At 71.1% G+C, this 19,566-nt stretch carries 7 protein-coding genes; all 7 read right to left on the bottom strand.

Annotated features, from left to right (window positions below):
- Positions 1-35: 35 nt before the first annotated feature.
- From A5706_RS24675 to A5706_RS24645, 7 genes are read right to left on the bottom strand one after another with little or no spacing between them, the layout of a single operon-like run.
- Entirely contained in the window at positions 36-251 is a 216-nt protein-coding gene (locus A5706_RS24675; RefSeq protein WP_068136663.1) for an MbtH family protein, read from the bottom strand.
- Positions 232-1,536 carry an NADPH-dependent L-lysine N(6)-monooxygenase MbtG gene (gene mbtG, locus A5706_RS24670; RefSeq protein ID WP_068136662.1) on the bottom strand — a complete coding sequence of 435 codons (1,305 nt, stop codon included), beginning with the start codon at positions 1,534-1,536 and terminating at the stop codon, positions 232-234. The genes A5706_RS24675 and mbtG overlap by 20 nt, the downstream gene beginning before the upstream one ends.
- Positions 1,533-5,873 carry a non-ribosomal peptide synthetase gene (locus A5706_RS24665; RefSeq protein ID WP_197517966.1) on the bottom strand — a complete coding sequence of 1,447 codons (4,341 nt, stop codon included), beginning with the start codon at positions 5,871-5,873 and terminating at the stop codon, positions 1,533-1,535. The genes mbtG and A5706_RS24665 overlap by 4 nt, the downstream gene beginning before the upstream one ends.
- A complete protein-coding gene (locus A5706_RS24660) occupies positions 5,870-11,023 on the bottom strand; it encodes a non-ribosomal peptide synthetase (RefSeq protein ID WP_068136660.1) in 5,154 nt (1,717 codons plus the stop codon). Before A5706_RS24660 ends, A5706_RS24665 begins: the two co-directional genes overlap by 4 nt.
- Complete coding sequence (gene mbtD / locus A5706_RS24655; RefSeq protein ID WP_068136659.1) at positions 11,020-14,019, bottom strand: mycobactin polyketide synthase MbtD; 3,000 nt, start codon at positions 14,017-14,019, stop codon at positions 11,020-11,022. The genes A5706_RS24660 and mbtD overlap by 4 nt, the downstream gene beginning before the upstream one ends.
- Positions 14,009-15,322 (bottom strand): polyketide synthase, encoded by a 1,314-nt coding sequence (locus tag A5706_RS24650; RefSeq protein WP_068136653.1) that lies wholly within the window; start codon positions 15,320-15,322, stop codon positions 14,009-14,011. The genes mbtD and A5706_RS24650 overlap by 11 nt, the downstream gene beginning before the upstream one ends.
- Positions 15,312-19,538 (bottom strand): non-ribosomal peptide synthetase, encoded by a 4,227-nt coding sequence (locus A5706_RS24645; RefSeq protein ID WP_068136646.1) that lies wholly within the window; start codon positions 19,536-19,538, stop codon positions 15,312-15,314. Before A5706_RS24645 ends, A5706_RS24650 begins: the two co-directional genes overlap by 11 nt.
- Between the last annotated feature and the right edge of the window lie 28 nt (positions 19,539-19,566).

Genomic DNA, 19,566 nt, shown 5'->3' with positions numbered 1-19,566 from the left:
TCGGGCGGGTCACGGTACGGGCACGCTCCCGGCGCTCAGTCGCCCGCCATGGCCTCGCGCAGCGTCTTGGGCCGCAGGTCGGCCCAGTTCTCGTTGACGTAGTCCAGGCACGCCGACCGGCTTGCTTCGCCGAAGACCGCGCGCCAGCCGTCCGGGATTTCGGCGAACGCGGGCCACAGGCTGTGCTGCTCCTCGCCGTTGATCAGCACGTAGAAGGCGCCGTCGTCGTCATCAAAGGGGTTGGTGCTCATCGCTTCTCCTCATCGTTCGTTGGGTCCCAGAACGTGCGGACAGCCCGGCGGCACCCAGCACCCGGTCGGACAGCAACCCGAGGCAGCTCAGGTTGGGAAAGCCGGGGCCCTGGGTGAGTCCGGAAAGGTTGGGCAGGAACAGCTTCGGGGCTACGTCGGTGACGGCCAGGTCGTAGCCGATCGCCTCCTGCAGGCTGTCGGCGGTCAACGGCCCACCCAACCCGAGTTCGAGCAAATCGAGGGCGTCCTGACCGAACAGCGAGGTGAACCACAGCGGGTCGGCGCCGGAGCCGTCAATGACCAGATCGAAACCGTGGACCGTCTCGAGGTTCTCGCTGCCCCGGTTGGTGGACAGCGTCAGCCGGATCTGCCCGTCGCGGCCCACGGCGTGGGCGACCCGGCCGCGCAGGTGGTGGATGCGGTCGTCGGCCAGCAGCGCCTCCTGCACGTTCGCCGAAAAAACCCCGCGGTCGGTGCGCGCCAGCGCATCGCGGCGCTCGTCCAGCGTCAGGTCGGTCCAGCCGGTGGGGTCGGAGAACAGCGAGTTCTCGAAGAATCCCTCGCCCCGGGTGAACAACGTCGCCTGCGGGGAGATGACGGTGATGCTGGAAACCCGGTGCCGGAACAGCTCATTGAGCATCGACGCGGCGGTCTCACCGCCACCGATCACCGCCACCCGCTCGGCACTGATCCGGTCGTCCGCCGCGGCCCGGTCCCAGAACTGGGCGATCGACAGCACGCGCGGATTGCCCGGCAGCAAGGACTTTTCGGCCTGCCCGGGGCCGGTGATCATCAGGGCGTCGGCGTGCACGGTCGTTTCGTGGGTGTGCAGCATCCAGCGGTCGCCGTCGACCGCAAGCCGTTCGACCTCGCCGTGCACCACGTTCAGGCCGACCTGGTCGGCGACCCAGCCGAGGTACTGGCTCCACCGGCGATGGGTCGGCGCCGGGCGGCCCCGGTCGATCCACTCGGCGAACGACGCGGTGGCGATCAGGTACGACTGCCAGCTGTAGCGGGTCATCCGCTCGTCGAGCTCGGCGTTGCGCCGCGGCACCAGCGAAGAGCGGTAGGGAAACCCGACGTCTTTTTCCGGGCTGGTGCCCAGCCGGTGCGCGCCGTCGGTCCATCCGCCGCTGGCCTGCCAGTTGGCCGCCACCCCGATGCGTTCGACGGCGACGATGTCGGGGACCTCTTGGATGTCGGGGCCCATGTCGCGCAGCACCGATGCCTTGGCCGCGACGGCCACCGCCTTGGCTCCGGCGCCGAGGATCGCAAGTGTGCTCATTCCGCCATCTCCCGCAGTGTCTCGATCCAAAGTCCTTGCAGCTCTGCGATTTCCGCTTCGGCCAGAATGTCAGGCAGCGCCCGCCACTGGGTGGCCAGCACGCGGGCGGCACCGGTCCAGAGGATGCCCGCCACCACGGTCAGTTCGTGGCGCACCGCCTGCTCGGGCTCGGGCACCCGGCCGACCTCGGCCATCAGCTCGCGATCCAGCTCGAGGTCCCCGACGCCGATGTGGAGGTTGCCGAGGTAGTTGAGCAGCAGTTGCGGTTCGGGGAGTTCGCTCAGCCGGGTATCGGGCCGCAGGTAACGCAGCAGGCCGTAATCGACACCGCTGCCGGGGATTCGGGCCAGGTCGGTGGGCCCGTCGGAGTGGATGCGCAACGGGTAGATCGCGCTGAGCAGCCCGACGGTGTCGCCGGTATCGGTGTCGAGCCCGATTTCCGTGCGGCCGTGCGTCTCCAGCGCCAGCAGCGGCGCCGGGGTGTGCTGACCGCGTCGCCGCCGCCACGCGGTGACCGTGCGGGCGGCCGCGGTGATCAGCAGTTCGCCGATCGGCTGCGCCGCCGCGAGCAGCCGCCCGGTGAGCTCGGGCCCGCAGGCCGAGACGGTGACCGCCAGGTCGCCGGCGCGGTCGGTCTGGGGCCGCAACCGGCGGGCGCCCAGCGGCGGATCGGCGCCTCGCAATTCGGCGGCCCAAAAGGCTTCGGTGTTCAGTGTTTTCGCCCGCTCGGCGAGTAGGCGCGACCACTGCCGGTAGGTGGTGTGCTCGCGGGCCGGCGTGGGCGCGCGTCCCGCGTCGAGGGCGTGCAGGCCGGCATCGAGCTCGCCCAGCACGATGCGCCAGGAGGCCGGGTCCATCGCCAGCACATGGGCCGTCAGCACCAGCAGCCCGGGCTCGTCCGGTCGGCGCAGCCACACCGCGGACAGCAGCCGACCGGCCTGCGGGTCGAGGCTTTCCACCGCCTCGAGGACATGCTTGGCGACGTCGTTGGTCGGCTCGCCGCTCACCCACGCCTCGCCGAGGATGTCGACGTTCGGTTGTGCGACAAGCGTCATCGCGTCGCGGTCCAGCCGGCATCGCAGCACCTCGTGCCCGTCGATGACTGCACGCAGCAGGGCCTCCAGCCCGTCTCGGGTGATCGTGTCGGGCAGCCTGATGACTTCGGTCTGCGCGAGCCGTCGGGCATCGCCGTGCTGGTAGAGCCAATGAACGCTGGGCAACACCGGGATCGGTTCGCCGGACTGTTCCGCGCCGTCCGGGGCCGCGTGCCGGGCGGCGTCGGAGTCGATCGCCGCCGCGAGTTCGCGGATGCTGTCACACTGCACCATCGACCGCGCCCGCAGCGCCAGACCGCGACGGCGGGCGGCCTGCACGACCGACAGGGCCGAGATGCTGTCCAGGCCCAGCTCCAGAAAGCTCGCCGTGACGTCGACGTCGGCGCCGCCCAAGACGTCGGTGAACGCCTGGGCCAGCGCCGCCTCGGTCGGCGTATCGGGCGGGACGGCGGGGCCATCAACGACATCGGTTGTCAGAAAAGCCTTTTCGTCGATCTTCCCGTGCGGGGTCAGCGGCATCTCGTCCAGGACGACGATGTGATGAGGCACCAGGTAGCGCGGCAGCCGGTCGAGCAGCATCGCGCGCAGTTCGGCCACCGCCGGCCGGTCGGGGCCGCTTGCCACATAGGCGGTCAGCCGCGGCCCATTGGCGTGGTGGCGGGTCATCACGTGGGCGCCGCGCACTGCGCCGTGGCCGCAAAGCACGGCGACGATCTCACCGGGCTCGACGCGGAAACCGCGGATCTTGAGCTGGTCGTCGCTGCGCCCGAGGAACTCGAGGCCACCATCGGGCATGCGGCGCACCACATCTCCGGTGCGGTACATCCGGGTGCCCCGGCCGTTCGGTTCGGCGACGAAACGCGTTGCGGTTTCGGCCGCACGCCCGAGGTAGCCGCGGGTCAGCTGATCGCCCGCCAGGTACAGCTCGCCGGCGGCGCCGTCGGGCACCGGCCGCAGCCACGCGTCCAGGACGTAGGCGCGGGTGCTGCGGGTCGGGCGCCCGATGGTGGGCCGGGCGTGTTCGCCGATGGCCGCGACGACGGCCTCGACCGTGGTCTCGGTGGGTCCGTAGCAGTTGAAGGCGGTCATCGCCGTTCGGGCGCATTCGGTTTGGATCGCGCGCCACGCTGCGACACCGAGGGCTTCGCCGCCGAGCGCGAGCACCGTCAGCGGCACCCGGCTCAACAGCCCCACGTTGTGCAGCTGGCCGAACATCGACGGCGTCGTGTCGATCATGTCCAGGCCGAAGCGGTCGATCACGTCGACCAGCGTCTCGGCGTCACGCTGATCGTCGTCGTCGACGACGTGCACGGAGTGCCCATCGAGCAAGGCCGCCAACGGTTGCCACGCCGCGTCGAAGGTGAACGACCAGGCATGCGCGATGCGCAGCGGTCGCCCGATGCGCGCGGCGGCGGGCCGAAGGACGCGCTCAATGTGGTCGTCGACGTACGCCGCAAGCGCGCGGTGTGTGCCGATGACGCCCTTCGGTGCGCCGGTGGTGCCCGAGGTGAAGACCGTGTAGGCCGCATGGTCCGGCGGCACCGTGACGGCCCGGTGATCGGCGCACTCGGCGGTCGCATCGGCGACGAATTCCTCGTCGACGACGATCGGAGCCGACGTCTGGCGCAGGATCTCGGCGATCCGCTCGCCCGGCATGCCCGGGTCCAGCGGCACGATCATGCCGCCTGCTTTGAGGACGGCCAGCATGGCGGCCACATAGAGCGGGCCGCGGCGAAGCATGACCGCCACTGGGGTCTCGCTGACCGCGCCCGCGCGCTGCAGTGTGGCCGCCAGCCGATCGGCAAGCGCGTCGAGCTCACCGTAGGTCAGCCGCCCGTCTTTCCAGCCGACCGCCGTCGAATCGGGTTGCGCGGTTGCGATTTGGGCGAAGCGGGCGTGCACCGCGACCGCCGGAGCCGGCAGGTCCACGGGGGCCGGGTCGCGCTCGCCGTCGAGCAGGATGTCGACCTCGCGCAGCGGCCGGTCCCACTTGTCCACCAACCGCTGCACCACGGCCAGCAGCCGATCGCCGAGGCCTTCGGGCGCCATCGCGCCCAGCGCACCGTCGAGCACCTCGATTAGCACCGTGAGCCCGTCGACGCTCGGGTGGGCGGCGATGGTCACCGGGAAATGCGACACGCTCTCCAGCGCCACCGGACGGAAGGTCGCGCCGTTCGCGACGAATTCGGTGGCCCCTACGACCTCACCGGGCGGGAAGTTTTCGTACACCAGCAGGGTGTCGAACATCTCACCGACGCCGGCGATGGCTCGCAGCTCGGCGTGACCCAGGTAGCTGTGGTCCCGCAGCGCGGCGGATTCGCGTTGCAACGCAAGGCATTGCGTTCCGGCGGGCTTGCGCGGGTCCAGGCGGACCCGCAACGGGACGGTGTTGATGAACATGCCGACCATCGATTCGACGCCCGGCAGTTCGCCCGGCCTGCCCGACACGGTGACGCCGAACGTCACGTCGTCGCGGTCGGTGAAGACCGATAGTATTGTCGCCCAGGCCATTTGGATGAGCGTGTTGAGGGTGACACCGCGGGTGCGGGCGGCGTCGGCCAGCGCGGCGGTGGCCTCGGGGTCGAGGCGCAGCGTGGTGCGACGCGGTACGCCCGCCGCTGGCGGGGTGGCGGTCAGCGCCGGCGAGAGCAGGGTGGGCCCGTCCGTGCCGCCGAGGTGCTCGGCCCACAAGGCGCGGCTGGCGGCGTGGTCCCGGTTGGCCAGCCAGCCGATGTAGTCGCGATACGGCCGCGGCGGTGGCGGCAGCGCGGCGGCGTCTCCCCCGGCCCGATACAGGGCCAGCAGTTCGGACACCAGCAGCGGCAGCGACCACCCGTCGATGACGATGTGGTGCGCGACGATGACCAGATGCCACCGCTGCTCCGGCAATTCGATGAGCAGGAACCGGATGAGGGGGCCGCGACCCACCTCGAAACGGCGTTGGCGCTCTTCGGCTTCCAGCGCCTCGACCTCGTCCGGCTCGGCGGGCACACACCGCCACGGCAGCTCGGCGCTGCTCGGTATCACCTGGACGGGCCGGCTCAGGTCGCCGTGGATGAAGCTTGCCCGCAGGTTGGGATGCCGTATCAGCAGCGTCGCGGCGCACTCGCGCAACAACGCGACGTCGAGCGAACCCACCACATCGGCGGCCATCGCGATGACGTACGGGTCGGCGCCCGAGCCGTCTTCGGACGCCAGCGTCGCCATCGAGAACAGCCCCTGCTGCAGGGGGCTGAGCGCCATAACATCCTCGATGGCCGGCCGCGGGTCGGCTCGGGTCACGGCCGATCACCCCAGGACGAGGTCAGGGCCGCCAGCTCGTCTGCGGAAAGCCCCGAAGTGCTCATCGGCGCGTGGGAGCCGCCGTTCTCGGGTTCGCTTTCGGCCGTCGACTTGGCGTCCAGGGCGGCGGCGAGCTCGTGGAGCACGGGATGCTCGAAAATCATCCGAGGGGTCAGCGGCATGCCGGCATCGCGGGCCCGCGCGGCGACACGCACGGCGAGGATGCTGTCCCCGCCGAGATTGAAAAACTCGTCGTGCCGCCCGATTTCGCAGGTGTCGAGCATGTCGGCGAGGATTTCGGCGAGCGCCCGCTCGGTGGCGGTGTCGGGCGGTTCGGCCGGGCCCCCGGGTGCCGGCGTCGGTGCGGGTCGCTCGATGTCGGCGACCAACTGGAGTTGACCGTCGTCGGTCCACATGCCGCGTTCGCCGTTGCGGTACAGCCTCGAACCCGGTTGGGCGGCAAACGGATCGGCGACGAAGCGGGTCGCGGTGAGCGACGCCCGCGCCAGCCGGCCGATGACCGCCGCGCCGCCACCGTAGTAGACGTCGCCCGCCACCCCGGTCGGGACGGGGTTCAGCCAGGCGTCCAGCAGGTACACCCGAGCTGCCCCGTCGCCCGCGGTGGCCCGGGCCAGAATCCGCGCTCTTTCTTGCGCGTTGGCGATCTCGACGTGGCGCAACCGTTGGTCAGGGTCGTCGGCGAACGCCTCGATGACGCGGATCAGCCACTCGGCGAACCGTTCCGCGGTGGCGCGCCGGTACAGCTCGGGGCGATAGATGACGTGGCCGCGGTAGCCGTCTTCGGACGCGAAGAAGTTGACCGACATGTCGGCGTGCGCCACGTCGAAGTCCGGCTCCAGCGCGGTGAACGTGGTGTCGCCGTCCGGACCGCTGTCGATCACCCGGTCTTGCGGCAACTGTTCGCGAACGTGCACCACCACGTCGAACAGCGGGTTGCGCGACAGCGACCGGGCGGGCCTGACGGCGTCCACCACCTGGTCGAACGGCAGGTCCTGATGTGCGTACGCGGCCAGCGCCATGTCCCTGGTCCGCTGCAGCAGCTCGCGCAGTGTGGGGTTGCCACGCAGGTCATTCCGCAACACCACGATGTTGATGAAAAACCCGACGAGGCGGTCCAGATCGGATTCGTTGCGGCCGGCGACCGGGCTGCCGAGCGGGACATCCGTGCCGCCGCCGGCCTTGTGCAGCACCACCGCAACGGCGGCCTGCAGGAGCATGAACTCGGTGATGCCGAGCTCGCGGGCCAGGGCGGTCAGCTTGGCGCGGGTTGCGGCGCCGAAGCCGAACTCGACGGCAGCACCGGCGCCGGTGAGCGCGGCCGGCCGTGGGAAGTCTGGACGCAAACCGTTGTCTTCGGCCAGCCCCTCGAGTTGGCGGGTCCAGTAGTCGCGCTGCGGTCCGGCGATGCCGGCGCTGTAGTCCAGCAGCGCCGCCTGCCACGCGGCGTAGTCGGCGTATTGCACCGGCAGCGGTTCCCACTCGGGGGTTCGGCCGGCGCGGCGGGCGCGGTACGCGGTGAGCAGGTCGGTGAACAGCACACCGGCGGACCAGTGATCGCCGGCGATGTGGTGCATGACCACCGACAGGACGCTCCGGTCCGGCGTGCCCAGCACCGCTGCCCGGATCGGCAGGTCGGTCTCCAGGTCGAAGACGTAGCGGCGCTCGGTATCCAGTTGGGCCCCAAGCCATTCCTCGTCGGGCCCGTCGGCGCGGCGCACCGGAACCTCGGCGGGCGGGTGGACGATCTGGTGCGGGACGCCGTCGATCTCGCGGTAGGTGGTGCGCAGGATCTCGTGCCGGGTCACGACGTCGGTGACGGCCGCAGCCAGCGCGTCGGTGTCGCAGGGGCCCCGCAACGCCGCCGCGAACGGAATGTTGTTGACGGCGTTGGGCCCGTCGAAGCGATACGTGAACCAGCTACGCAGCTGCGACGACGAGAGCGGGACCGGCCCGCGGCGGTCCAGCGCGATCAGCCGTGGCCGCGCCGACGTCTGATCGGCGGCGTCGATGTGCGCGGCGAGCCGCGCCACCGTCGCGAGTTCGAAAGCCTCGCGCACGCCTATGTCGACGCCGAACGCGTTACGCACCGACGCGACCAACTTCGTCGCGAGCAGCGAGTGGCCGCCCAGGTCGAAGAACGAGTCGTCGGCGCCAACCCGGTCGCGGTCGAGCAGCTCGGCGAACAGCTCGGCCACGCGCCGCTCCGTGGCCGATCCCGGTTCGCGGAACTCCGCGCCGGAACTCACCTCCGGGGTCGGCAGCGCGGCACGGTCGATCTTGCCGTGCGCCGTGATCGGGATCTCGTCGAGCACAACGTATGCCGCCGGCACCATGTATTCGGGCAGCGCCGCGGCGACTCGGGCCCGGATGCGGTCGAGGTCGACCTCGGACGTTCCCGCGGCCGGCGTCACGTAGCCAACCAGGCTCTTGCCGAGTCCCGGCAGGTCGCTGACCACCACGACCGCCTGCCCGACCGTCGGGTCGACCGAGATGGCCGCGGCAACGTCACCCAGTTCGATCCGGAAGCCGCGGATCTTGACCTGTTCGTCGGCGCGGCCCACGAACTCGACGTCGCCGTCCGCGTTGCGGCGCGCCAGGTCCCCGGTGCGGTACATCCGGGCGCCCGGATTGAACGGGTCGGCGACGAACCGCTCGGCGGTCAGCCGGGCGCGGCGATGGTATCCGTGCGCCAGATGCGTTCCGCCGAGGTAGATCTCGCCGATCACGCCGTCCGGCACGGGTCGCAGCGAATCGTCGAGCAGGTGCATCGTCGTGTTGATCTTGGGCCGGCCGATGGGCACGATGCGGGTGCCTTGCGGGCCCTCGACCTTGAACCGGCTGGCGTTGATCACGGTCTCGGTCGGACCGTAGAAGTTGTGCAGCAGCGCGTCGAATGTCGCGTGGAACTTGTCGGCCACCTCGCCGGGCAGCGGTTCGCCCCCGATGGGCACCCGCTGCAACGTCCGCCACTGGTTGACGCCGGGTAGCGACAGGAACAAGCCGAGCAACGAGGGCACGAAATGCATTGCCGTGATTCCCTCTTCGCGCAGCAGGGCGGTCAGGTAGCCGATGTCGTTGAGCCCGCCGGGGCGCGGGATCACCATCCGCGACCCACACGCCAGCGTGCCGAAGATCTCGGCGATCGACACGTCGAAGCTTGGCGAGGCGACCTGCAGCAGCCGGTCGGTGTGGTCCACCCCGTATTCGCCCTTGAACCAGACGAAGTATTCGGCGACGGGACGGTGTGGCACCGCAACGCCTTTGGGCAACCCGGTGGTGCCCGACGTGTAGATCAGGTACGCGGTGTTTTCCGGCCGCAGCGGCCGGACCCGGTCCGCGTCGGTGGGGTCGTCGGCGCGGTACGCGGCGAGGCCGGCCACCGGCTCGCGCAGCACCAGCTTCGCGTCGCAGTCGTCGAGGATGAACTCGAGTCGATCCCGCGGATAGCTGGGGTCCACCGGTACGTATACCGCGCCGGACTTGGCGATGCCGACCGCGGTGACGACCAGGTCCGGCGACTTGTCGAGCAACACGGCCACGCGGTCCTCGCTGCCGATCCCCTTCTCGATTAGCCAGTGCGCCAACCGGTTTGCCGCCTCATTGATGTCGCGGTAGGTGAACCGGCGGCCTTCGTAGGCGACGGCGACGGCGTCGGGGGTCCGCGCGGCCTGCTCGGAGACCAGGTCGGCCAGGGTTTTGGGGGCGGTCTGGAACGCCTCGCCGTGCGACACCTTACGCAGCCAGTCGGCGTCGGCCTCGTCCAGCAGCGCCAGCCCGGCCAACGGTCGGTCCGGTGCGGCCAGTGCGTCGTCCAGCAGCACGGCGAAGTGATGCAGCATCTGGCGCACCAGCGCGGGGTCGAGGATCTCGAGCAGGTGTTCGGCCTCCACCAGCGCACCGGTGCTGTCGAATTCGACCATGAAGCCCAGCGGCAGCTGGGTGAGGTTGCTGCGCAGGCCGTAGCGCTCGCACTCGACGCCGGGTGGGCGGAAGCCGCCGCCGTCGGGCTCGCGGAATCCGAAGCTGACCCGGGTCATCCGTTCCGCGCCGTGGCGGCGATCGGGGTTCAGTTCGCGCACGGCGCGATCGAGGCCGACCCGTTGGTGCGCAAACGCCCCGGTTGCCACGTCGCGCGTCGACTTGAGCAACTCGCGAAAGCTCATTGCCGGCCGGGGTCGCAGCCGCAGCGCCACCGTGTTGCCGAAATAACCGATGGCGTCGTCGGTTTCGGCGCCGCGGTTGAGCACCGGTGCGGCCACCAGGAAGTCGTCGCTGTGGGTGTAGCGGTGCATGAGGGCGCCGAAGACGGCCAGCAGCACCATGTATGGGGTGCAACCGGTGTCGCGCGCTAGCGCGATCACCCGCTGTGCGGTATCGCCGGACAGCCGCAGCTCGCTGCGGGCGGCCCGCCAGTTGGTCGGCATGGTCGTCCCGGCCGGGCCGGGGAGCTCCAGCGGCTCCGGCGGGTCGGCCATGACGGCGCGCCAGTAGTCGAGGTCGGCTTTGGTGGTGTCGGGCACTGACGGCGCCGCCGGGCGGTAGGACGCCAGCTCGGCGCCCTCATAGGCGTTGGTGAGGTCGCCGAAGAATATCCGCCACGAGCCGTCATCCCAGGCGATGTGGTGGGCCACCAGCAGCAGCACGTGTTCGTCGGCCGCGATGCGCACGGCGGTGATCCGTAGCGGTGCGTCGGCGGAAAGGTCGAAGGGGGTGGAGAATTCGCGCTGGGCGAGCACCTCGAGCCGAAGCCGGCGCGCGTGTTCCGACAGGTCGGTCAGGTCGTGTTGCGCCCAGCCCGGGCGGAGATCGTCATGCATGCTCGGGCGGGGGGTGCCGTCGTCGCCGACGGTGTAGGTGGTGCGCAAGACCGGGTGCCGGCGGGCGACCGCGTCGACGGCGTCGTGCAGCCGCGCGAGGTCGATGTCGCCGGCGATCCGGTAGGAGACGCATACGTTAAGCAGCGCGCCGCTGGGATCGGCCAGGTGTACGAACCACATTCGGGCCTGGCCGTCGGAGAGTCGGTCGTCGGCGGGAGCGGCGGTCTCCCCGGTGTCGGCCGAGAGGCCGCGGTCGGCGAGCCGGCGCCGAAGCAGTTCCAGGCGGGCCCCGGTGTCGGCGATGTCAGTCACGCACTGTGTCCATCTTTTGGGTCCACCTTCTGTGCTCTGCCGGAGCGCTCGTCGGCGCCCTCGAGTTGTTCGACAAGTTCGGCGCCGGTGATGTCGCCCATCAATGTCGCCAGCGATACCGTTCGGCCGATCCTCATTTTGAGGCGCTTGCGCAGGTCCAGCGCCAGCATCGAGTCGACGCCCAGGTCGAAAAGCGATTCACCGAGGTTCAATTCGCCGGCCCGGTCGATCCCGAGGACGGCCGCCAACTGGTTGCGCACCACCTCGACGACCGGAAGCTTTGCGGCGTTGCCACGTTGGGCCGGTTCGGACCGCCTGCCGTCCACGAAGATTCGCAGCCGGGCCGCATCGGCCGAGAACACCAGCGGGTCGTCGTGCCAATCACGCAGGCTCGCCTCGATCGCGTCCTGGGGCCTCATCGGCCGCAGTCCAGAACGCTCGATGTTTTCCACCTCGGCCGCATCCAGGATGCCCCGGCCCGACTCGCCGCCGGACGACGGTTGCCACAGGCCCCACCGCACCGACACGCAGTGCCGGCCCGCGGCGCGCAGTTCGCCGGCCATGTGGTCCAGCAGGCTGTTGGCGGCCGAGTAGGCGGCGTGTCCGCGTCCGCCCCACAGCCCGGATACCGACGAGCACAACAGCATTCGCGCGCCGGCGCGCACCGGCCACAGCTCGGCGAGGTGGGTCAGTCCGGTGACCTTGGCGGCGAACGCCTCGGCGAGGGCCGCCTCCGTGAGAACGGCGCCCGCGCGGAAGGCGGCACTGCCCGCCGCGTGCACGATCACCGACGCACCGGCGGCTCCATATCTTGCTGCGGTGAGCGCCAATTGGGCCCGATCGGTGATGTCGCAGGGCGCGGGCACCAGCTCGGTGCCGTGCTCGGCCGCCAAGGCATTAAGCACCCCCGGGTCCGCACTACGGCGGCTCAGCAGGATGATGCGGCGCGCGCCGCGCTCGGCGAGATAGCGGGCGTAGTGCAGACCGATGGCGCCGGCACCGCCGGTGATGAGGACGTCGTCGAGCACCCCGGAGTCCAGTGGCCACTGCGCAGCGGCGGGCGCGTCGCGGAACGACCGCTCGAACAGCGCGTGCCCGCGCAGCGCGAGCTCGCCGGCCCCGGACAGCAACGCGTCGACGACGGTGGAGCCGGCGACGGTCGTCAGCTCCCAGGACGGCAGGTCCAGGTGGGTGAAAGTCCTCTCGGGGTGGTCGAATCCGACGCTGCGGTGCATCGCGGCCAGCGCCGCGTGGCCGGCCGACGACGGCGCGTCGCGCGGGCCGATGCGCTCGGCGGCGACGGTGAGCAGGCAGACGGTGTGGCAGCGGGGGCCCGGCGCGTTCGCGTAGTCGAGCAGGCCTGCCGCGGCCAGGCTTGTGAGCGCCTCGGCGGCCCGCTGCGCGCCGGCACCGTCGAAGGTCGGCGCGATCACCGCGACGACCTCCGCGTCCCGCGGTGTGCCGAGTTCGGCGGCGGGATGGGACTCGATCGCCGCGCGCAGCGCTCCGGCCAAAGGGCTTTCGGCGCCAATGCTGATCACCGCGATTCGCGTGCGCGGCCCCGGTGCGGGCAATACCGCCCGCTGCCAGTGCTCCATCACGATGTCGGGCGCTCTGGCCGCCGACACGGGTGGCAGCGGGGCCGGGTGCGCCCACATTGGGATCGCGCGCATCGGAGCGTTCGGAAACGCTTGTAGGCCAACGTCGTCGGTAGCCGAGAGGCCCAGGTAGTCGCCCCAGGTGTAACCGCGGTCGGCGACGGCGGCGGTGAGGATGTTCGCCGACAGCGCCTCGAGCATCGGCTCGTCGCGGTGGCCCGAGCCGACCAGCACCGCGGGACCGTCCGGTGCGTCCGCCTCGAAGGTCTGGCCGATCGTGAACAGCAGCGCCGGATGGGCCGACAACTCGACGAAGGACCCCGCGCCGCAACGGATCGCCGAGGCGAACGCACGGTCCAATCGCACCGTGTTGCGCAGGTTCGCATACCAGTAGTCAGCGAATGGCTCGTCGGCTGTCACCACGTCGCCGGTCGCGCCGCCGATGAATTGCACCGGGGACTCTAGGAATTCGGAGGCGGGCAGCCGCGCGACGAACTCGTCGCGCAGCGGCTCGAGCACGCTGGTGTGCCCCGGGAAGCCCGCGGTGATCTCGCGGGTGAACTGACCGCGCGAGCGCACCGCGTCGGCGATCGCCAGCACCGCGTCGCGTTCGCCCGACACCGCCACGGTGGACGCCGAGTGCACCACCGCCAGCTCCACCCAGCCGTCCGCCGCCGCGATGAGCGCGCCGGCCGCGTCGGCGCTGACGCCCAGCGTGGCCATCGCGTAGCGACCCGGAAGGCGGTCCACCACGGCGGCCCGGGCGGCGACGACGGCGACGGCGTCCGGCAAAGTCATGGCGCCGGCGACGAAGGCCGCGGCGACCTCACCGAGGCTCTGGCCGATGGTGAGGTCGGCGAGCACGCCGCACGACCGCCAAACCTCCGCCAGCGCGACCGCGTGGACGAATTGCGCGCCCTGGACCTCGATTTCGGAGAAGGCCTGCGGCTCGTCCCCGACCGTCAGGTAGCGCAGCGGTGACACGTGGCCGGCGGCCTCGAACGCCGCGACGCAGTCATCGGCCACCGCCCGATAGGTCGGCAGCGCCCGGTACCCGACGGCGCCCATGCCCGGCCAGTGCACACCCTGACCGGGCACCACAAAGGCCTGCCGCGGCGCGGAATCCACGGCGGAACGCGCGACCAGCGGATGCTCGCGCCCCGCGGCCAGCGCCCGCAGCCCACCGATGAGCTCCGCGCGGTCGGCGGCGCGCAGCACCGCGCGGTGTCGGCGCACCCGCCGGGTCCGCAGCAGCTGACGGCCCACCCGATCCACGGTCGTTTCCGGATACCGCTCGAGGTAGTCGGCGATCGCGCCGGCGTCCTTGCGAACCAGATCGTCGGCGTGCGCGCTGAGGAGCACCGGGACGCGACCGTCGGGCAGTCGGTTAAGGGGCATCGGGCGACCCGTTATCCGGCATCGAGACGATCAGATGGGTGTTGGTGCCGCTCATCCCGAACGCGGATACCGCCGCGGTTCGCCATCCGTCGACGGCCCGCCACGGTGTCAGCTTGTCGGCCAGCCGCAAACCCTGTTTCTCCCAGTCGATTTCGCGGCTGGGTTCGTCGACGTGCAGGGTCGGGGGAACGGCGGCGTGCTCGGCGGACAGGATGACCTTGGCGAGGCCCAGCGCGCCGGCGGCCGCCTGCGCATGGCCGATGTTCGACTTGACCGAGCCCAAGAGCGGGCCGCGTCCGGGCGGCGCGGTCCCGTAACTGGCCGCCAGCGAGCACAGTTCCGTCCGGTCACCGAGCCGGGTGCCGGTGGCGTGCCCCTCGACCATCCCGACGTCGACGGGCTCGACGCCGGCCTGCGCGATGGCGCGCCGAAACAGTCGCAGCTGCGCGGCGCCGCTGGGCGCCATCAGGCCGTCGCTGCGTCCGTCAGAGTTCAGGCAGCTGGCACGCACCTCGGCGAGGATGCGACGCCCGTCGGCCACCGCCCGGGACCGGCGCTGAAGCACGAACATGGCCGCGCCCTCGGCCCAGACGGTTCCGCTGGCGAGCGCGCTGTAGGGCCGGCAATGGCCGTCGTCGGAGAGCGCATGCTTCTTGGAGAATTCGACGAAATAGCCCGGGGTGCCCATCACGCACACCGCACCGGCGAGCGCGAGGTCGCAGTCGCCGGCCCGGATCGCCTGGACCGCGGTGTGAAACGCCGCGAGCGCCGACGAGCAGGCGGTGTCTATCGTCAGCGCCGGCCCGGCCAGGTCCAGCGTGTAGGCGATGCGCCCCGAGATGACGCCCAGCGACGTCCCGGTGATCAGATGTCCGCTGTGGTCGGAGAATTCGGAAAGGGCTGGGCCATATTCCAGCGCGGACGCGCCGACGTAGCAGCCCACATCATGCCCGGCCAGGTCGTCGGGATTGATGCCGCTGTTCTCCACGCTCCGCCACGCCACCCGCAGCCCGACCCGCTGCTGGGGGTCCATGGCCGTCGCTTCCCGTCGTGAGATGCCGAAGAACTCCGGGTCGAATGTCGTTGCGCTGGAAAGGAATCCGCCAAGGTCGCGGATGGGTTTGAAGCCGTTCCGGCGGGACCCGTCGAACAGCTCGCGAAGCGCCCAGCCCCGATCGGTGGGGAACGGGCCGAGCGCCTCGCGCTGTTCCGACAGCAACGCCCAGAAGTCGTCGGCGGTTTCCACGCCGCCGGGCGCCTCGAGGGCGAACCCGACAATCACGACCGGGTCGTTATCGGACATCGGCGCTCACCATCCGGGCCACCGCGTCGAGGTGATCGTGGAGGTAGAAGTGGCCACCCTCGAATTCCGACACCGTGAATCGGCCGGACGTGTGGGTTTCCCAGCGCGCCAGGGTTTCCCGGCTGATCCGGTGATCGCGATCGCCACCGACGGCGTGAATGTCGGCGGCGATGCGCACGTCGGGGCGGCACGAGTAGGCGTTCAGCGCCCGGTAGTCGGCCTGCACCGCCCGCACCAGCAGTTCGATGAATTCCTCGTCGTCCAGCAGCTCGGGGTCGGTGCCGCCGAGATCGATCATGTCCGCCAGCACGCCGCTGTCGCTGGTCGGCAACGGTCCGTAGGCTTCGACCGTCGAAGGTGCCTGCCCGGCCGAGGCCCACAAAACGCGCACCGGCACGCCATTGCGTTCGGCGACCCGGGCGAACTCGAACGCCACAACGGCCCCCATGCAATGCCCGAACAGGCTCAGCGGGGCCGCCGAGCTCCAGTCGCCCGCCTCGAACAACTCGAGGGCGAGCGCGTCGATGCTCTCGGCCGCGGGGTGGTTGCGCCGGTCGGCCCGCTGCGGGTACTGCACCACGAAGGCGTCGACGTCGTTGGACGACAACGCTTTCGCCAGCGACCGATACGCCGCCGCGGCGCCGCCGGCGTGTGGGAACACGACGACCGAGCCGCGCGCCGTGGCGCCGGTAAACTGCTTCACCCACGGCTTGAACTCGCGCCGTGCCGGCTCGGGGGCGGCGTCGAGCGCGGCCAACACGTCGGAGCTCGACATGTCCGCGATCTCCAGATACACGTCGGCCACCCGCTCGAGCCGGTCGCCGGTCTCCTCCCGGCCGGTCAGCAGGTCGGCGAGCGTGGCGACGGTCCGGGCGGCGAAGACGTCGGCGACCATCACGCTCGGCGAGTCGAGCCACTGGCGGATGCCGACGACGGCCTGCGTCGCAAGGACGGAATCGCCGCCGAGCGAGAAGAAGTCGTCGTGCACACCCACCGCATCGGGGTCCCGGTCGAGAAGGTCCGCGATGATGTGGCACAGCGCCCGTTCCAGTTGCGTGCGCGGGCCCTGATAGGTCGCGGACACGTCGCCGGAGCCGACCGCCTCGGCCAGCTGACGACCGACGGCGCGCCGGTCGATCTTTCCGCCGTCGGTGAACGGGATGCGGTCGGTCAGCGAAATGTGCTGGGGAACCATGTGCGCGGGAACGAGATCGGCCAGAAGCCGGCGTATTCGCGGTGCGGTCAACGCGTCGTCGTCGGGACGGACGGAGGCGGCCAGCACGTCGGGGCTGCCGGAGCCGGGCACGAGGGCGGCCACGGCCGCTCGCACCCCGGGCACTCGGCGCATCGCCGCCTCGATCTCGCCGAGCTCGACGCGATACCCGCTGACCTTGATCCGGTGATCGGCGCGGCCGACGAACTCGAGGGTGCCGTCCGGCCAGTAGCGCGCCAGATCGCCGGTGCGGTACCAGGTTCGGCCGTCGTGGACGACGAAGCGCTCGGCGGTCAGCTCGGGGCGCCCGCGATAGCCCCGGGCGACGCCGCGGCCGGACACCCACAGCTCACCGGCCACCCAGTCGGGGCAGTCGGTGCCGGTGTCGCCGACGACGCGGCAGGCGATGTTGGGGAACGGCTTGCCGTAGGGCACCGCGGTCCAGTCCTCGGGCATGTCGGCGTCGACCTCGAAAATGGTTGCATGGACCGCCGTTTCGGTGGCACCACCCAAGCCGGCGAAGCGCATGTGCGGTGCCCGCGCCTGCAGCCGGCGGGCCAGGCCGGGGCGCACCCAGTCGCCGCCGGTGGCCACCACCCGCAGCGACGACAGGTTGCCCGCCTGGACCTCGACCAACATCTCCAGCCAGCCGGGCAGGAAGTTCAGCACCGTGACCTGGTGGGTGTCGATCAGCCGGGCCCACGCGTCCGGGTCGCGTCGCTGCGCCTCGTCGACCACGACGATCGCGCCGCCGGCCCGCAGGGTTGCGAAGACGTCGAGCACCGACAGGTCGCATTCCAGCGTCGAGAGGGCCAGGCAACGGTCCGCCGCGCCGATCTCGAAGTGGCGGCTGAGGAATTCGACGGTGTTCATCGCGCCGTCGTGCGTCAGCTCGACGCCCTTGGGCTCGCCCGTGGAGCCCGACGTGAACAACACGTAGGCGAGCTCGGCGGGATCCGTTCTGACGAAGGCAAAGTCAGCGATCGCGGGCGGCTCGCGGAGCACGTCGGCGATCACCAACGCGCGGACGGGCAGCGACAGCGGCTGCCCGCCGCACACCAGGGCCAGCCGCACCCCACCGGTGTGCAGGATGCGCTCCGCACGGTCGCGTGGTTGGTCGACGCCGATGGGCAGGTACACGCCGCCGGCGGCCAGGATGCCCAGCAGCGCCGGCAGCTGTTCGGCGGTCTTCGGACCCATCACTGCGACGGTGTCGCCGTCGCGGATTCCCGCCGCCCGCAACGCCACGGCCAGCGCCAGCGCCTGGTCGCGGAGCTGCGCGTAGGTGAGGTCGCCCGAGCTGGCGAACACGGCGGGCGCGTCGGGTTGGTGCTCGGCGCGCCGGAAGAACCCGTCGTGCAGGGCCTCCCCGCTCGGCGGGGCGCTGCGGCCGTTGACCGCCTTGCGCACCGCGCGTTGCGCGTCCGGCAGCGCCGGCACAGCGGCGGCGTCCCAGGCGTCGTCGCTGGCCGCCAGCCGCAGCAGTTCGTCGATGTGGTGGGCGAACATCGCGTCGATGACGCCCGGCGCGAAGACACCGTCGCGCACGTCCCAGTTCACCAGGACGCCGCCGTCGAACTCGGTGACCTGCGCGTCGAGCAGCACCTGCGGTCCTTGGGAAATGATCCACGCGGGGGCGCCGAATTGCGTTGTGACATCAGCGCTGAACAGTTCCCCGAGCCCCAGCGCGCTGGTGAAGACGACCGGCGCCAGGACCTGGGTGCCGCGGTGGCGGCTGAGGTCGCGCAGCACGGACAGCCCGGGATAGGAGGAATGGGCGGCGGCCGTCCGCATTGCATCCTGCACCGCGCGCGCCCGCGCGGCCGGGGTGTCGGCGTCTGTCAGGTCGACATCGAGCAGCAGCGACGAGGTGAAGTCGCCGACCAGCTTCTCGACGTCGGGGTGCAACGCCTGGCGCCCGAACAGCGGCACGTTCAGCAGGAACCGCGGCGAGGACCAGCGGGCCAGCGCGTCGGCGAACGCCGCGGCAAGCGTCATCGCCGGGGTGATGCCGCGGGCTCGGGCGCGGGCGAACAGCGCGTCGCGGGTCGCCGGGTCGAGCCAGTGCCAGCGACGGGTGCTGGTGCGTGAACCCCGCCCGCCCGTCGACGGCGGCGCGGGCGGGTCCGGCAACTCGGGAATGCGCTGCGCCCACCAATCCCGGTCGGCGTCGCGCTGCGGTTGGGGTTGCGCCTCCTGGCGCGCGACGGCCCGGCGGTATTCGCGGTAGCTGTAACCCAATTCGGGCAGTTCCCGGCCGAGATAGAGGGCGGCCAGGTCGGCCATCAGCGTGCGGTAGCTCATCGCGTCGGCGGCCTGCATGTCCAGGTCGACGTGCAGCCGGGACCGCCCGTCGGGCAGCAGCGTCACCGCGAGTTCGAACACCGCGCCGTCAAGCTGCTGGTGCGATTTGGCCTCGCGCAGGGCCGCCAGGCGCGGCTCGACCGGGTCCCGCTGGTCGCGCAGGTCCACCACCGTGACCGGGAAGTCCCCGCACTCGTCGGCCGCGGCGATGCGCTGCGTGCCGTCGGCTGAGAATCGCACCCGCAGCATCGGATGGCGCAGGGCCAGCCGACTGGCCGCCGCCCGCAGCCGGTCCGGGTCGATCGGGCCGCCGTCGAACTCGACGTACAGGTGCCCGGCCACGCCACCGAGCTGCTGGTTGTCCTGACGGCCGACCCACATCGCGTGTTGCATCGGCGCCAGCGGGAAGGGCTCGCCCTCCCCCGATGGTTCGGCGTCGGCGGGCGGGGCCGGTTCGTCGGCGGCCGGGCTCGCCGTTACCAGCTCGGACCAGGCCTCGATGGTCGGCGCCGCGGCCAGGGCGGCGAAATCGACGGCGATGCCCTGGCGGCGCCACCGACCGGCGAGCGTCATCATCCGGATGGAATCCAGGCCCTGGCCGATGAGGTTGCTACCTGGGTGAATCGCGTCGGCGCCGACGCCGAGCAGCTCGGCGACCTCCGCGCGGATGTCCTCCGAGCACGCCGGGGCACGCACCACGAATCCTCCCTGAATTAGCAAAGGCTGC

The organism is Mycobacterium sp. E796 (assembly GCF_001672815.1).
Taxonomy (GTDB): domain Bacteria; phylum Actinomycetota; class Actinomycetes; order Mycobacteriales; family Mycobacteriaceae; genus Mycobacterium.
Note: the sequence above shows the minus strand (reverse complement) of the source record. Positions and strands in the feature narration are given on the sequence as shown.

Bases quoted from the DNA above. Each gene is read 5' to 3' on its own strand.
- A5706_RS24675 (WP_068136663.1), bottom strand. From the start codon at position 251: ATGAGCACCAACCCCTTTGATGACGACGACGGCGCCTTCTACGTGCTG.
- mbtG (WP_068136662.1), bottom strand. From the start codon at position 1,536: ATGAGCACACTTGCGATCCTCGGCGCCGGAGCCAAGGCGGTGGCCGTC.
- mbtD (WP_068136659.1), bottom strand. From the start codon at position 14,019: ATGCCCCTTAACCGACTGCCCGACGGTCGCGTCCCGGTGCTCCTCAGC.
- A5706_RS24650 (WP_068136653.1), bottom strand. From the start codon at position 15,322: ATGTCCGATAACGACCCGGTCGTGATTGTCGGGTTCGCCCTCGAGGCG.